Source organism: Leifsonia sp. NPDC056824, assembly GCF_042789575.1.
In the GTDB taxonomy this organism is placed as follows: domain Bacteria; phylum Actinomycetota; class Actinomycetes; order Actinomycetales; family Microbacteriaceae; genus Leifsonia.
Genome location: NZ_JBHUAV010000001.1, coordinates 1317463 through 1331489 on the forward strand (window position 1 = coordinate 1317463; position 14027 = coordinate 1331489).

Annotated in this window: 12 protein-coding genes; 5 read left to right on the top strand and 7 right to left on the bottom strand. The window is 71.0% G+C overall.

The genetic code is table 11. From position 1 onward, the window contains the following. Window positions 1-6: 6 nt before the first annotated feature. The gene (locus ACFRFH_RS06660; protein WP_382462197.1) at window positions 7-921 is read right to left on the bottom strand and encodes a LysR substrate-binding domain-containing protein; all 915 of its coding nucleotides are present in this window, start codon (window positions 919-921) and stop codon (window positions 7-9) included. Between the two features lie 154 nt (window positions 922-1075). Between ACFRFH_RS06660 and ACFRFH_RS06665 the strand changes: the two genes are divergently transcribed. Beyond that, complete coding sequence (locus ACFRFH_RS06665) at window positions 1076-4792, top strand: proline dehydrogenase family protein (RefSeq protein ID WP_382462198.1); 3717 nt, start codon at window positions 1076-1078, stop codon at window positions 4790-4792. 34 nt (window positions 4793-4826) lie between these two features. On the opposite strand, the gene ACFRFH_RS06670 is transcribed toward ACFRFH_RS06665, so the two are convergent. Then, window positions 4827-5102 carry a hypothetical protein gene (locus ACFRFH_RS06670; protein ID WP_382462199.1) on the bottom strand — a complete coding sequence of 92 codons (276 nt, stop codon included), beginning with the start codon at window positions 5100-5102 and terminating at the stop codon, window positions 4827-4829. Between the two features lie 49 nt (window positions 5103-5151). On the opposite strand from ACFRFH_RS06670, the gene ACFRFH_RS06675 reads away from it, so the two are divergent. After that, window positions 5152-6000, top strand: coding sequence for an aldo/keto reductase (locus tag ACFRFH_RS06675; protein WP_382462200.1), 849 nt, complete (start codon window positions 5152-5154; stop codon window positions 5998-6000). A gap of 4 nt (window positions 6001-6004) precedes the next feature. On the opposite strand, the gene ACFRFH_RS06680 is transcribed toward ACFRFH_RS06675, so the two are convergent. From ACFRFH_RS06680 to ACFRFH_RS06695, 4 genes are all read right to left on the bottom strand, one after another. After that, a complete protein-coding gene (locus ACFRFH_RS06680; protein ID WP_382462201.1) occupies window positions 6005-7516 on the bottom strand; it encodes a sensor histidine kinase in 1512 nt (503 codons plus the stop codon). Continuing rightward, entirely contained in the window at window positions 7513-8247 is a 735-nt protein-coding gene (locus tag ACFRFH_RS06685; protein ID WP_382462202.1) for a response regulator transcription factor, read from the bottom strand. The genes ACFRFH_RS06680 and ACFRFH_RS06685 overlap by 4 nt, the downstream gene beginning before the upstream one ends. A gap of 89 nt (window positions 8248-8336) precedes the next feature. Then, window positions 8337-8762: an SRPBCC family protein gene (locus ACFRFH_RS06690; protein ID WP_382462203.1), complete on the bottom strand. Its 426-nt coding sequence runs from the start codon at window positions 8760-8762 to the stop codon at window positions 8337-8339. Window positions 8763-8811: 49 nt separating this feature from the next. Beyond that, window positions 8812-9249, bottom strand: a complete 438-nt coding sequence (locus tag ACFRFH_RS06695) for an Lrp/AsnC family transcriptional regulator (protein WP_345839942.1) — start codon at window positions 9247-9249, stop codon at window positions 8812-8814. Between the two features lie 334 nt (window positions 9250-9583). Here ACFRFH_RS06695 and rocD point away from each other — a divergent pair, with 334 nt between their 5' ends. Next, window positions 9584-10861, top strand: a complete 1278-nt coding sequence (rocD, locus tag ACFRFH_RS06700; RefSeq protein WP_382462204.1) for an ornithine--oxo-acid transaminase — start codon at window positions 9584-9586, stop codon at window positions 10859-10861. A 32-nt stretch (window positions 10862-10893) separates the two neighbouring features. Here the strand turns inward: rocD and ACFRFH_RS06705 are convergent, their stop codons facing one another. Continuing rightward, complete coding sequence (locus ACFRFH_RS06705; RefSeq protein ID WP_382462205.1) at window positions 10894-11625, bottom strand: NYN domain-containing protein; 732 nt, start codon at window positions 11623-11625, stop codon at window positions 10894-10896. 90 nt (window positions 11626-11715) lie between these two features. Here ACFRFH_RS06705 and ACFRFH_RS06710 point away from each other — a divergent pair, with 90 nt between their 5' ends. Further along, complete coding sequence (locus tag ACFRFH_RS06710) at window positions 11716-13230, top strand: peptide MFS transporter (RefSeq protein ID WP_382462206.1); 1515 nt, start codon at window positions 11716-11718, stop codon at window positions 13228-13230. A gap of 134 nt (window positions 13231-13364) precedes the next feature. Then, on the top strand, window positions 13365-14021 hold the full coding sequence (locus ACFRFH_RS06715) for an MOSC domain-containing protein (RefSeq protein WP_382462207.1): 657 nt from the start codon (window positions 13365-13367) through the stop codon (window positions 14019-14021). The last annotated feature ends 6 nt before the right edge of the window (window positions 14022-14027 follow it).

The following is a 14027-nucleotide window of genomic DNA, read 5'->3' on the forward strand; positions in this document are numbered from 1 at the left end:
CAGAGCCTAAGGGATGTGCTCCGGCGGAACCGCCTCGGCCAGCGCCCGGCGGGCGGCGACCACGCCGGGGGCCGACGCCGACGACCGCCGCGCCGATGTGAAGATGGTGCGCCGTGGCGACCCGGGGAGGGGGAGGAGCGCCACCTCGGGGCGGGCGCCGGCCCAGACCAGGTCGGGGAGGAGGCCGACCGCGTTGCCCGACGCGACCAGGCGGATGTGCGTCACCAGGTCGGCGGTCTCGAAGCGCACGTCCGGCTCGAAGCCGGCGGCGCGGCAGAGCTGGACGGCCCAGGTGCGCGACACCGTGCCCTCGGGCTCCAGGACCCACGGGAGGTCTGCGGCGTGCGTGAGGGAGGTCGCGCGGATGCGCGCCGTCCGGTCGGCCGAGGTGGCGAGGTGGATGCCGTCGGCGGCCAGTGGAGTGCGGTCGAGGTCGGCGCGGAGCGGTCGGGTGCTGCCGGGGTACTGCTCGGCCACGGCGAGGTCGAAGTCCCGTGCGGAGACGTCGAAGAGGCCCTGCTCCGGCTCGCTCTCGGTGACCTCCACCCGCAGTTCGGGGTAGTCGCGGGCGAGGGCTGCGACGGCCGCTGGGAGGATCGCGTGGGCGGCGGACTGGAAGACCGCGACCCGGACGACCCCGGCGACGGTCGCGCTGGAGCCGGCGACGGCGGCCTCCGCGGAGTCGAGGGCGTCGAGGATGGCGGCGGCGCGCTGGGCGAGCAGCTCGCCCTGGGGTGTGAACTGCAGGCGGCGACCCGACTTCACGAGGAGGACGGCGCCGGCCTCCTGCTCCAGCGTCGCGAGCTGCTGGGAGACGGAGGACGGGCTGTAGGAGAGGGCCGCCGCGACCCCGGCGACGGTGCCGCGGATCCTCAGTTCGTGGAGGAGGCGGAGCCTGCGGATGTCGAGCATGCCAACCATTCGGTCTAGGTGAACGATATCGTTCGGAAACGTTCGCTATTGCCGATGGTAAACCACGTCGAGAATGTATTCCACAGGCAGTGGCGACTGCGACTCATCCACGGATCCCCGGACATCCCGCGTCGCCTCAGGAGCGAGGAATACAGTCGTGGACATGGTTGAAGACACGGACGACGCACGTACGCTGCGGACCGAGGCGCCGAGCGCGCCTGTGGCCGGCGCGCACGCTGCCGGCGAGGTGCCGCCTGCGCAACTGGCTCAGGAGGCCGTCGAGCTCGTCCGGAGCTGGCTCGCCGAGAGCGCGCGCACCGGCCAGGACGCCCCGCGCGACCCGGCCGCCGAGCGACTGGCCGGAGTGCTGCGCGACCCGCGCGGGCTCGACTTCGCAGTCGGGTTCGTCGACGGTGTCGCCCGTCCGCAGGATCTGTTCGTTGCCGGGTACAACCTGCAGCGGGTCGCCAAGAAGATCCCGGCCTTCCTGCCCTGGTACATGCGCGCGGCCGTCTGGCTCGGCGGCGTGTTCGGGCCGGTGCTGCCATGGGTCGTCATCCCGATCGCCCGGCGCGTGCTGCGCGGCATGGTCGGGCACCTCGTGGTCGACGCGACGCCCGAGAAGCTCGGGCCGGCCATCGCGCACCTGCGCTCGCCGAGGGACCCGGAAGGACACGGCGCCCGCCTCAACCTCAACCTGCTCGGCGAGGCGGTGCTGGGCGAGGAGGAGGCCGCCCGGCGGCTCGAGGGCACGCGCGCGCTCCTGTCCCGCGACGACGTCGACTACGTGTCGATCAAGGTGTCGTCCATCGCCTCCCAGCTCTCGATGTGGTCGTTCGACGAGACGGTCGACCGGGTCGTGGAGCGACTGGTGCCGCTGTACGAGCTGGCCGCGGCCTCGCCGTCGCCCAAGTTCATCAACCTCGACATGGAGGAGTACCGCGACCTCGACCTCACGATCGCGGTCTTCGAGCGCATCCTCGGCCGTCCGGGGCTGCTCGGGCTGGAGGCGGGGATCGTCCTCCAGGCATACCTCCCCGACGCGCTGGACGCCCTCCAGGGGCTGACCGAGTGGGCCGCCCAGCGCCGCGCCCAGGGCGGCGCGGCCATCAAGGTGCGCGTCGTGAAGGGCGCGAACCTCGCGATGGAGCGCGTGGACGCGGCGATCCACGGCTGGCCGCTCGCGACCTACGGGAGCAAGCAGGCGACGGACACCAACTACAAGCGCGTCCTCGACTGGGCGCTCACGCCGGAGCACGCCGACGCCGTCAAGATCGGCGTCGCCGGCCACAACCTGTTCGACGTCGCCTACGCCTGGCTGCTCGCATCGCATCGCGGCGTGACCGGACGCATCGACTTCGAGATGCTGCTCGGCATGGCGACGGAGCAGGCGGAGGCCGTCAAGCGCACGGTCGGGCAGCTCCTGCTCTACACACCCGTGGTGGACCCGGGCGAGTTCGATGTCGCGATCTCGTACCTCATCCGCCGGCTGGAGGAGAACGCCAGCCCGGAGAACTTCATGTCGGCCGTGTTCGAGCTGGGCTCGGACCGCGGGCTGTTCGACCGGGAGCGGGACCGCTTCCTGGCGTCGGTCGCCGAGCTGGCGGCCGACCCCGCGCCGCGCGGGGCGGCTCCGCTGCCCAACCGGCAGCAGGACCGCTCACGCGAGTGGGAGCAGGAGACGGCCGAGTCGTTCACGCGACCGCCCGCGGTGGACGCAGAGGCGTCGCTCGGCGCCGGTGCGGGCGGACCGGAGGAAGGGCTCACCAGCGTCGTGCTCGGACTGACCCGGGGGTCGGCCGGCGTCACGGCGGAGCCGCCGGCTGCTGTCGCGGGCGCCGCGTCGACCGGATTCCAGAACACCGCGGACACCGACCCGTCGCTCGCGGCGAACCGCGCGTGGGGGCGGCGCATCCTGGCCCGCTCGGCCACGAGCGACCTGGGCGTCCGAACCATCGCGGCGGCGGCGGTCACCGACGCCGATCACCTCGACCGCATCCTGACCGCCGTCCGCTCGTCGGGCGCAGCATGGGGGACCCGTGCGGGCTCCGAGCGTGGAGCAGCCCTCGACCGGGCGGGGCACGCGCTGGAGGCCAACCGCGACCGCCTGATCGAGGTCATGGCGAGCGAGACCGGCAAGACGATCGCCGAGGCGGACGTCGAGGTGAGCGAGGCCGTCGACTTCGCGCACTACTACGCCTCGCTCGCGCGCGAGCTGGACGCGGTGCAGGGCGCGGTGTTCGTGCCCTCCGCGCTGACGGTCGTCACGCCGCCGTGGAACTTCCCGGTCGCGATCCCCGCCGGCGGTGTGCTGGCGGCGCTCGCCGCGGGCAGCGGCGTCGTCATCAAGCCGGCCCCGCAGGCGCGTCGTGCCGCGGCCGTCATGGTGGAGGCGCTGTGGGAGGCCGGCATCCCGCAGGACCTGCTGGCGCTCGTCGATGTCGCGGAGAACGACCTCGGCCGGCAGCTCGTGGCCGACCCGCGCGTGGACCGCGTCATCCTCACCGGCTCGTACGAGACGGCCAAGCTGTTCCGGTCCTGGCGGCCGGAGCTCCCGCTGCTCGCCGAGACGAGCGGGAAGAACGCCATCATCGTCACGCCGAGCGCCGACTACGACCTCGCCGTGGCCGACATCGTGAAGAGCGCGTTCGGCCACGCAGGGCAGAAATGCTCGGCGGCGAGCCTGGTCATCCTCGTCGGCTCGGCGGCGCGCTCCGAGCGCTTCCGCAACCAGCTCGTCGACGCGACGAAGAGCATGCGCGTCGGCTACCCGCAGGACCCGGTGAGCCAGATGGGGCCGCTGATCGAGCCTGCATCCGGCAAGCTGCTGCACGCGCTGACCACTCTGGGCGCCGACGAGGAGTGGCTCGTCGAGCCGCGCCCGCTCGACGACACCGGCCGGCTCTGGTCGCCCGGCATCCGCACCGGCGTGCAGCCGGGGACCTACTTCCACCTCACCGAGTTCTTCGGCCCGGTGCTCGGGATCATGACCGCGAGCACCCTCGAGGAGGCGATCCGGTTCCAGAACGCGATCGAGTACGGCCTCACCGCCGGCCTCCACTCGCTCGACTCGGACGAGCTCGCGCAGTGGCTCGAGACGGTGGAGGCCGGCAACCTCTACGTCAACCGCGGCATCACCGGTGCGATCGTGCGGCGCCAGCCGTTCGGCGGCTGGAAGCGCTCGTCGGTCGGCGCCGGCACCAAGGCGGGCGGCCCCAACTACCTGCTCGGTCTCGGCTCCTGGCGGCCGGAGTCGGGTGCGTCCAGCTCCAGCCTCCACTTGCGCGGCCTGGAACCCCGCGTCCAGGACCTGATCGAGTCCGGGCAGTCCTCGATGGACTACCCCGCGTTCGACCTCGTCCGCCGCTCGGCGCTCAGCGACGCGATCGCCGTGGCCACCGAGTACCACCAGGCGAAGGACGTCTCCGCGCTCGGGGTGGAGCGCGACATCTTCCGCTACCGGCCCGTCCCGGTCGCCATCCGGCTCTCGGAGGGCAGTGGCCTGCCCGAGCTGTTGCGCGTGATGGCGGCGGCGACGGTCGCGCGATCGGCGTTCACCGTCAGCACGAGCATCGCGCTGCCGCGGGGGACGCAGCAGCTCCTCAAAGCTCGTGATGTGGACGTCGTGGTCGAGACCGACGAGCACTGGCTGTCGCGCGTGCGCGGCCGCCGCATCACGGCCCACCGCATCCGCCTCATCGGCGGAGACCCGGTGGCGCTCGCGACGGCTCTCGGCGGGACGCCGGACGTCGCGGTCTACAACGGCGCGGTCACCCCGTCCGGGCGGATCGAGGTGCTGCCGTTCCTCCACGAGCAGGCCATCTCGATCACCAACCACCGCTTCGGCAACCCGACGACGTTCTCGGAAGGGGTGATCTAGGGGGCTACCGGGGCGTCGGGCCGGCGGGGAGGCTCTATTCTTCTTCCTCCTCGAGCTCGAGGAGCTCGTCGGCGGCGTCGCGGTTACCGAGAGCCGCCAGCCGGCGCAGCTCGTCAAGGTCGCCGCGCTCGGCGGCGAGTTCGACCAGGGCGTCCTCGGCGTCGGAGCTGCCGGCGTCGGCGAGTCGGCGCAGCAGGGCGAGGTCCTCGGCCTCGATCGCAGCCTCCACGGCGAGGGCGACGGCGTCCGGGTCGGTCGGCAGCGGGACGTCGGTCGGCAAGCCGGGGTCAGGCGGGGATGTGGCGGGCATGGCACTCCTTCCGATGAGCGCCACCTTACCCGGGGCTACGCTGTGACGCATGACCGAGAACCCGCCTATCGTCGCCGTGCCCTCGATCGCCCTCAACGCGGGGACCCGCATCCCCCAGCTCGGCCTCGGGACCTGGCCGCTCGACGACGCGGAGGTCGAGCGCGCCGTCGTCGCGGCGGCGGAGCTCGGCTACCGCCACGTCGACACCGCGGCCAAGTACGGCAACGAGACCGGCGTCGGCCGGGGCGTGCGCGGCAGCGGGCTCGCCCGCGAGGAATGGTTCGTCACGACCAAGCTCGACGGCGGCTACCAGGGCGACGACCGTGCCGTCGCCGGGCTCGACGCGAGCCTCGGACGGCTCGGACTCGACTACGTCGATCTGCTGCTCATCCACTGGCCGCTGCCCGGGCGCGACCAGTACGTGTCCACCTGGGAGACCTTCATCCGGCTCCAGGAGAGCGGCGCGGCGCGTGCGATCGGCGTCTCCAACTTCAAGCCGGCCCACATCGACCGCCTCATCGCCGAGACCGGCGTGACTCCCGCTGTCAACCAGATCCAGCTCAGCCCGGCCATCCAGCGCCGCGAGCAGCGCGCGTACGGGGCCGAGCACGGCATCGTGACCGAGTCGTGGAGCCCGATCGGCGGCTCCGGCGACCTGCTCGCGGCGCCGGTGCTCGCGGAGGTCGCGGCGAAGCACGAGCGCACCGTGGGGCAGATCGTGCTCCGCTGGCACGTCCAGAACGGCCTCGTCGCCATCCCGAAGTCGCGCAACCCGGAGCGGATGGCGGAGAACCTCGCGGTCTTCGACTTCGAACTCGACGCCGACGACCTCGCGTCGATCGACAGCCTGGACGAGGGGCCCGACGCCGGAGTGGACTCCGACCACACCGGGCATTGACGGGTCAGACCCGGACGAGCGGCAGCCGCACCGTCGCCACGAGGCCGCCGGTCGGCGCGTTCGCGAGCTGGACCGAGCCTCCCGCCGCGCCCGCCAGGGCAGCCACGATCGCCAGGCCGAGTCCGCCGCCACCGCCGGCGCGGGAGGTGGTACGGGCCCCGTCCGCGCGGGTGAAACGGTCCAGGGCCACCGGGATGAACTCCTCCGGCATCCCCGGGCCCGAGTCGTGCACGGTGAGCACCACCCACTCCGGCTCCACGCGCAGCGCGGCGCTCACGACGTCCTCCACCGCGGCCGCCCGCGGCTCCGGCGGCACGACCTCGATCGGCCCGTCCACCGCGTCGCTCAACCGCGGCACCGGCCCGGTGTCCGAGCGGGCGTCCCTGGCGCGGATCGCCGTGATCGCGTTGCCGAGCAGGTTGTCCAGGATGCGCCCGAAGTCCGTGGGCGAGAGCGCCACCCTGGCGTCCGCGCTCGGGCGCCGCTTGGGGTCGTACTCGAAGTCCACCGAGATCGAGCCCACGTCCTCTGCGCTGCTGACCAGGAGGCGGGCGCGGTCGATCGCGTCGGTCAGCTCGTCCACCAGCGTGCGCCAATCGATCCGGCCGCTGGACGGGCCGGCCTCGATCCGCGAGAGCTCCAGCAGGTTGTTGGCGAGCGTGCCCAGGCGCAGTGCGGTCGAGTGGGAGGAGCGGATGTCGTCCAGCAGCGCGTCGGCGTCGCCCGCGTCCAGCTCGGCGAGCTCCAGCTGCCCGCGCAGCACGGCCAGCGGCGTGCGCAGCTCGTGGCTGGCGTCCGACACCATCTGCCGCTCGCGGTCGGCGGACGCCCGCAGCCGGCGGATCAGGTCGTTCAGGGTGGTCGCCAGCTCGGACAGCTCGTCCTGGGCCGGCCCGACGGTCAGCAGGCCCGCGGCGTCGTCGGTCCCCGTGGGCTCGCCGCCGGCGATCCGGTCGGCCTGCTCGCGCATCCGGCTCACCGGTCTCAGCGCCGTGCGGGCCAGCAGCCACGACGCCCCGCCGAAACCGAAGATGAGCACACCGGCGCCGATCAGCAGCGCGAGGGTGAGGCGATCGAGGATGAGCGAGGTCGTCTCGTCGTTGCGCGCGGCGATGACGTGCATCGTGCCGCGCTTGGTGACGACGGGCTTCACGAGCACCTCATACGTGTCGTCCGCGAGCTGCACGGTCGTCGCCGAGGGCGGGAAGGACAGCAGATGGTCGATCCGGTTCTCCAGCGCCGTCGGCAGCGTGGAGTCGAGGATGACGCCGTTCGCGTCGACGATGCCCAGCTCTTGGCCGCCGCCGGGCAGGTCGAACGGCCCGGACGGGTTCGCCAGCACCGACGCGGCGGGCGCGGTGACGTCGTTGTTGAGGAGCGTGACGGTCGCGTTGTGGAGGATGGAGGACACCCCCACCCGGATGACGACCACCGCGACCAGGCCGAACAGGGTGGCGACGATGAGACTGCCGATCGTGATGCGCGCGGAGATCGACAGGCGCCGCAGCCAGGTCACGGCGCCGGCGTCTCCGTCGTCGTCTTGGCCTCGGCCTTGTCGCCCTTCGACTCCAGGGCGTTCTTCGCGTCCAGCCGGTAGCCGCGGCCGCGCTCCGTCACGATGGACAGGCCGGCCCCGGCCAGGTCGAGCTTCTTGCGCAGGTACGAGACGTACTGGTCGATGACGTTGGTGCCGATGTTGTCCGTCGTGCCCCACACCGACTCGAGGATGTCAGCGCGAGACAGCGTCTTGTCCGGGTTCGTGGCGAACAGCCGCAGCAGGGTGAACTCCCGGCGGCTGAGCGGCATCTCGTGCCCGGACACCAGCGCCTGGTGCTCGTGCGAGTCGATGGTGAGGCGGCCGACGCTGACCTGCGGACGCATCCCGCTCGGCTCCCGGCGCAGCAGCGCACGCACACGCGCGGCCAGCTCGGCGAACGCGAACGGCTTGGTGAGGTAGTCGTCGGCGCCCGAGTCGAGGCCGTGCACGCGGTCCTCGATGGCGTCGCGCGCCGTGAGGAGCAGGATCGGCATCGGGTTGGCCGCCTCGCGGATGTGCCGGCACAGCTCGAAGCCGCTCATCCCGGGCAGCATGACGTCGATCGCGGCGGCCGAGAACGAGTCCCCGCGCAGCGCGATGAGGGCGTCGACGCCGTTGGTGACCAGGGTGACGTCGTATCCTTCGGCGGCGAGACCCCGCTCGACGAGGCCTCCCATGTCCGGATCGTCTTCGACAACGAGCAGCTTCATGCGCCCATCGTGCCACTGATCGCCGTGGTCGCGCTCGGATCGGGGGGTCGGCGGCTTGACGTCTGCTGAATGTTTTCGCAGAACGGTCGTCAGGTTTCCTCCACCACGGACTTGAGCGATCCCAACGTCATGCCCCAGTTCTCGCTCATCCGCTCGGCCTCCGCAGTGTCGGCGCAGCCGTCCTGGGTGATGGTCACCTCGGTGCCGCCGGCGTCGTCGGCGAGCAGGTAGGAGACGGTCTGGTAGCTCTCCGGCACGTCCGGCTTGCCGCTCAGCGGGCTGTAGTAGCTGGAGACGAGGCGCTCGCCGGGGACGACCTCCAGGATCGTGCCCTTGTCCTCGTAGGGCTTGCCCTCCCATTCGCCGCGGTACAGGATCGGGCTGCCCTCCTGCCAGTCGGTCTCCACGCGGCTGCCGAACAGGTAGCGCGCGATCGTGTCGGGGTCGGTGATGGCGTGCCAGACGTCGGCGCGCGGGACGTCGACGTGGATGGTCGCTCGTGCTGTCGTGGTCATGGGGACAGCATCCACCCGCCGGGCGCCGGCGGATAGAAGATTCGCGACGTCAGCTGTTGCCGCGGTTGATGAGCCGGGAGAGGACGATCGCGCTGCGGGTGTGGTCCACGTTCGGCGCCAGGCGCACCTTCTCGAGCGCGGCCTCCAGGCTCGGGATGTCGCGCGAGCGGATGTGGACGATCGCGTCGGCACTGCCGGTGACGGTGCCCGCGTCGACGACCTCCGGGACCGCCGAGAGGATGCGCAGCAGCTCCTCGGGCGAGACGGTGCCGCGGCAGAACAGCTCGACGTAGGCCTCGGTGCTCATCCCGTCGATGGCCGGGTCCACCTGGATGGTGAAGCCGCGGATGACGCCGTCCCCGACCAGCTTGTCGACCCGGCGCTTGACCGCCGAGGCGGACAGGCCGACGACCCCGCCGATGTCGCCGTAGCCGGCGCGCGCGTTCTGACGGAGCAGGTCGAGGATGCTGCGATCGAGGTTGTCCACGGCGCAAGCATACGGTGAATCATTGCGCGGAGGTGGAGGTTACGCGGGAATCGTGCGCGAGGGCGCAACGGATGAGCGCGAGGATGAGCCGGCGTGCGGCTGTCCCGACTCTCGCGCAGGAATGCTGCGGACCGTAGGTGAACGCGGCGATTTCGTGCGCGAAGACGCAGCCAATCGCTGACATCCGCGTGTGAGACTAGCTCACAGCTTCGGTGGCGGCGCCGTGACGTCCCGGCGGCGATGACGTCTGCCCGCGACGGCTGCGTCCGTCGCCGATCCTCCGCACGAAGACCTGCCGCACGATGACGTGCCGCACGACCCAGAGAGGACGACCATGACCGATACCGTCGCCCACCGCATCCACCCGTCCACCCCCGCGCCGACGGAGCGCCAGGCGCAGGCGATCGCCCTCGAGGACGAGCACGCGGCGCACAACTACCATCCGCTCCCCGTCGTGATCGCCGAAGGCCAGGGCGCGTGGGTCACCGACATCGACGGCCGGCGCTACCTGGACTGCCTGGCCGCGTACTCCGCCGTCAACTTCGGCCACTCCAACCCGGTGCTGCTGGACGCCGCACGGGCGCAGCTCGACCGCATCACGCTCACCAGCAGGGCGTTCCACAACGACCAGCTCGGCCCGTTCGTCACCGAGCTGGCTGCGCTCGCCGGCAAGGACATGGTGCTGCCGATGAACACCGGCGCGGAGGCTGTGGAGACCGCGATCAAGGTGGCGCGGGCCTGGGGCTACCGGGTGAAGGGCGTGCCGGACGGTCGCGCGAACATCGTCGTGATGGCGGGCAACTTCCACGGCAGGACCACGACGATCGTGAGCTTCTCCGACGATCCGGACGCGCGCGACGGGTTCGGGCCGTACACGCCCGGATTCCGCAGCGTGCCGTACGGGGACGCCGCCGCCGTCGCCGACGCGATCGACGAAGACACGGTGGCGGTGCTGGTGGAGCCGATCCAGGGCGAGGCGGGTGTCGTCGTGCCGTCGCCGGACTTCCTTCCCGCGGTGCGGGCGCTCTGCGACGAGCGGCGCGTCCTGCTGGTGGCCGATGAGATCCAGTCCGGGCTCGGGCGGGTGGGTGCGACCTTCGCCTGCGACCTGGTCGGCGTGGTGCCCGACCTGTACCTGCTCGGCAAGGCGCTCGGCGGCGGGATCGTCCCGGTGTCGGCCGTCGTCGGGAATCGCGACGTGCTGGGCGTCCTCCACCCGGGCGAGCACGGGTCGACGTTCGGCGGGAACCCGCTGGCCGCAGCGGTCGGCCGCGCCGTCGTCGCGCTGCTCGCGACCGGCGAGCCCCAGGAGCGTGCCGAACTCCTCGGCCGCCGCCTGCGCGGAGACCTCGTGCGCCTGATGGGCCACGGCGTGCGGGAGGTGCGCGGTGCGGGCCTCTGGGCGGGAATCGACATCGACCCCGCACTCGCGACGGGGCGCGAGGTGTGCGAGCTGCTGATGGAGCGCGGAGTGCTCGCGAAGGACACGCACGGCTCGACCATCCGGCTGGCACCGCCGATCGTGGTCGAGCCGGGGGACCTGGACTGGGCGGTGGAGCAACTGGAGGCGGTGCTGCGGGAGTTGGGGGAGCGGGAGTTTGGGGAGCGCTGAGGGACGGGTTTCGGAAAAGCCGCGGGTGTGGGCTAGACTGAAATAACACCCCCGGATGCTTCGGCTACCGGGTACGGGGCCCCGAGAGGGGCCCCTGTTTCGTTTGCGGACCACTCTTCGGGGCGCTTGAGCACACCGACCCCCGCGGAGCGCACTTCCGTCGGGAGTTGGCTCGTCAGAAGAGCACCACGGCGGATCGGCTTGATGAACACCGGGTTCAGCGCGAGAAGGCTCTGATTCGGATTGTCGACAGGGCTCAGAAGCGCCCACTGCTTGTCCAGTTCCGTGGTGAGCAGCGTCAGCATGGCTGCGAAATCCGAATCGTTCGATACCAGCACGAAAAGGTCGGCATCGTCGCGGCACGCGTCGAACACCATGTACGACGCGAGGTTCACGTCGGAACCTTTCTCCTCCGTCTTGCGCACCTTGACGCGAGTGATCCGCCCTGCGTCGTCGAACGTGATCGGAAGCGCGGGCATCAGCCGGGCGTCATTGCGGTACTGGCCCTCGTGGATCGTGACCTTGGGATTGGTCCGCAACGCCCGCACATACGTCTGCTGCCGGATGGGCGCGCGCGGATCGGTGCCGAGCGCCGGTCGGATCATCGCGGTGAAGTACCTGATCCGTTTGATCGCGTGCGTGGGGATGAGCAGTGCCGCCAGGGCGTCCAGGTCGAGCCACTTCGCGTCAGGATGATGCTGGAGCTTCTGCCGGTAGAGGTTGAACCCGTCGACGTAGATGTTCGCGGTCGGTTTGGACTCCATCCAACAGATCGTATCCTCAGTGGAGTCTTACGTGTAAAATGTGAATCCTGGGCGTTCACCTCTGCGGCGGGTAGTGGGAGCATGGGCGCCATGAGTGACAGCAACACACCCAACGACCCCGACCGTGAGCCCGGGGCGGGGAGAGCGACCAGCACGGCCACGACCACCGACGCCAGTCACGGGTTCTTCGGGCAGCCGCGCTCGCTCGCCAACATCTTCGGGGTGGAGATGTGGGAGCGGTTCTCGTTCTACGGGATGCAGGGCATCCTTCTCATCTACCTCTACTACAGCGTGGCCAAGGGCGGCCTCGGCATCGACCAGGCGACCGCCGCCGGCATCGTCGGCGCGTACGGCGGGGCCGTGTACCTCTCCACGATCCTCGGCGCATGGCTGGCGGACCGGCTGTTCGGGTCCGAGCGGGTGCTGTTCTGGAGTGCGGTCGTCATCATGGCGGGGCACATCTCGCTTGCCGTGCTGCCCAGTTTCGCCGGCGTGATCGTCGGACTCCTCCTGGTCGCCGTCGGCAGCGGTGGGCTGAAGGCGAACGCGACGCGCATCGTCGGGACGCTGTACGACGAGCACGACTCCCGTCGTGACGCCGGATTCTCGCTCTTCTACCTCGGCATCAACCTCGGCGCGTTCTTCGGGCCGCTGCTGACCGGGCTGCTGCAGTCCACGCTCGGCTTCCACTGGGGCTTCGCGCTCGCCGCGGTCGGGATGGCCATCGGCCTCATCCAGTACTCGCTCGGCCGCAAGCGCCTGCCCGACCTGGCGCGCGAGGTGCCGCACCCGCTGCCGCGCACGCGCCTCCCGCTGGTGATCGGCATCGCCGTGGCCGGAGTGATCGTCATCGTCGCCCTCGTCCTCACCGGACTCATCAACGCGATCAACCTCGCCCTCTGGGTGATCGGCATCACCATCGTCGCGGCGATCGCGTACTTCGTCCTCATCCTCAGCTCGAAGCTGTTGAGCAGCGTCGAGCGCAGCCGGATCGTCGCCTTCATCCCGCTCTTCATCACGAGTGCCGCGTTCTGGTCGCTCTACCAGCAGCAGTTCACCGTGGTGACGATCTACTCCGACAAGCGGCTCGACCGGATGCTGTTCGGGTGGGAGTTCCCGGTCTCGTGGGTACAGTCCATCAACCCGATCTTCATCATCATCCTGTCCGGCGTGTTCGCGGCGATCTGGACCAAGTGGGGCGACCGGCAGCCGTCGACGCCGCTGAAGTTCGCGGCGGGGACGATCGTGATGGGCCTCGCGTTCTTCCTCTTCCTGTTCTGGGTCGGCGGCGGAGCGAACAGCACGCCGCTGCTCGCGATGATCGGCATCCTGCTCGTCTTCACGATCGCGGAACTGCTGATCTCGCCGGTCGGCCTGTCGGCGTCGACGAAGCTGGCGCCGCACGCCTTCCAGACGCAGATGGTCGCGCTGTACTTCCTGTCGGTGGCGCTCGGGACGGCGATGTCGGGCCAGCTCGCGAAGCTGTATTCGCCGGCGACGGAGGGTGTCTACTTCGGGGTGATCGGCGCGGTCGCGGTGGTGATCGGCATTGTGCTGGCTGTGATGAGTCCGTGGGTGCTGCGGATGATGCGCGGGGTGCGGTAGGGGCCGTCGGCAACGGAGGAGATCGCACGCGGCACGCCGGTTCGTGACAGTGAGCGGAGGAGATCGGACGCCTTAGGGGTCGGATCTCCTCCGTTGGCTGCGGTGGGGAGGCGGGGGCCCGACATACTGGGGGCATGCGTGTGGGTGATGGGGCTCGGGTTCTTGCGGTGTGTCGGGTTGCGGAGTTGCTGCCGGATGACGGCAACGTGGGCGTGACGGCGATCGACAAGCAGCCGGTGGAGTCGCGGCTGAAGGTGCGCGGGCTCGGTCTCTACGGCGACGTGCAGGCCGACCGCAAGCACCACGGCGGCAACACGAAGGCGCTGTACGCGTACGCCGACGAGGCCGCCCAGTGGTGGGCTGCCGAGCTGGGCCGGCCCATCCCGCCCGGACTCTTCGGCGAGAACCTGCGCACCGCCGGCCTGGACGTCGACGGCGCCGAGATCGGCGAGCGCTGGCGGATCGGTGAGAAGCTGGTGGTCGAGGTGACCTGCCCGCGCGTCCCGTGCGCGACGTTCCAGCGCCGGATGGGCGAGCCGCAGTGGGTGCGCCGGTTCACCGAGGCGGGGCGCGTGGGCGCGTACCTGTCCGTCGTGCACACCGGCACGGTCGGTTCGGGCGACTCCGTGGAGGTCGTGCGGCGGCCGGGACACGGGGTCACGATCGCGTCGTGGTTCACGGCGGGGGACGCCGACCAGGCCGACGCGCTCGTGGCGGCGGAGGCCGGTGGACTCGAGCTCGCCCGGGAGATGCGGGAGTCGATCGCGAGGGTGCGCGCCCGCGCGGCGTGAGGCCCG

Excerpts from the sequence above, each read along its gene's own strand:
- ACFRFH_RS06715 (WP_382462207.1), top strand. The coding sequence starts at position 13,365 with ATGCGTGTGGGTGATGGGGCTCGGGTTCTTGCGGTGTGTCGGGTTGCG.
- rocD (WP_382462204.1), top strand. The coding sequence starts at position 9,584 with ATGACCGATACCGTCGCCCACCGCATCCACCCGTCCACCCCCGCGCCG.
- ACFRFH_RS06710 (WP_382462206.1), top strand. The coding sequence starts at position 11,716 with ATGAGTGACAGCAACACACCCAACGACCCCGACCGTGAGCCCGGGGCG.
- ACFRFH_RS06675 (WP_382462200.1), top strand. The coding sequence starts at position 5,152 with ATGACCGAGAACCCGCCTATCGTCGCCGTGCCCTCGATCGCCCTCAAC.
- ACFRFH_RS06705 (WP_382462205.1), bottom strand. The coding sequence starts at position 11,625 with ATGGAGTCCAAACCGACCGCGAACATCTACGTCGACGGGTTCAACCTC.
- ACFRFH_RS06690 (WP_382462203.1), bottom strand. The coding sequence starts at position 8,762 with ATGACCACGACAGCACGAGCGACCATCCACGTCGACGTCCCGCGCGCC.
- ACFRFH_RS06685 (WP_382462202.1), bottom strand. The coding sequence starts at position 8,247 with ATGAAGCTGCTCGTTGTCGAAGACGATCCGGACATGGGAGGCCTCGTC.
- ACFRFH_RS06670 (WP_382462199.1), bottom strand. The coding sequence starts at position 5,102 with ATGCCCGCCACATCCCCGCCTGACCCCGGCTTGCCGACCGACGTCCCG.
- ACFRFH_RS06660 (WP_382462197.1), bottom strand. The coding sequence starts at position 921 with ATGGTTGGCATGCTCGACATCCGCAGGCTCCGCCTCCTCCACGAACTG.
- ACFRFH_RS06665 (WP_382462198.1), top strand. The coding sequence starts at position 1,076 with ATGGTTGAAGACACGGACGACGCACGTACGCTGCGGACCGAGGCGCCG.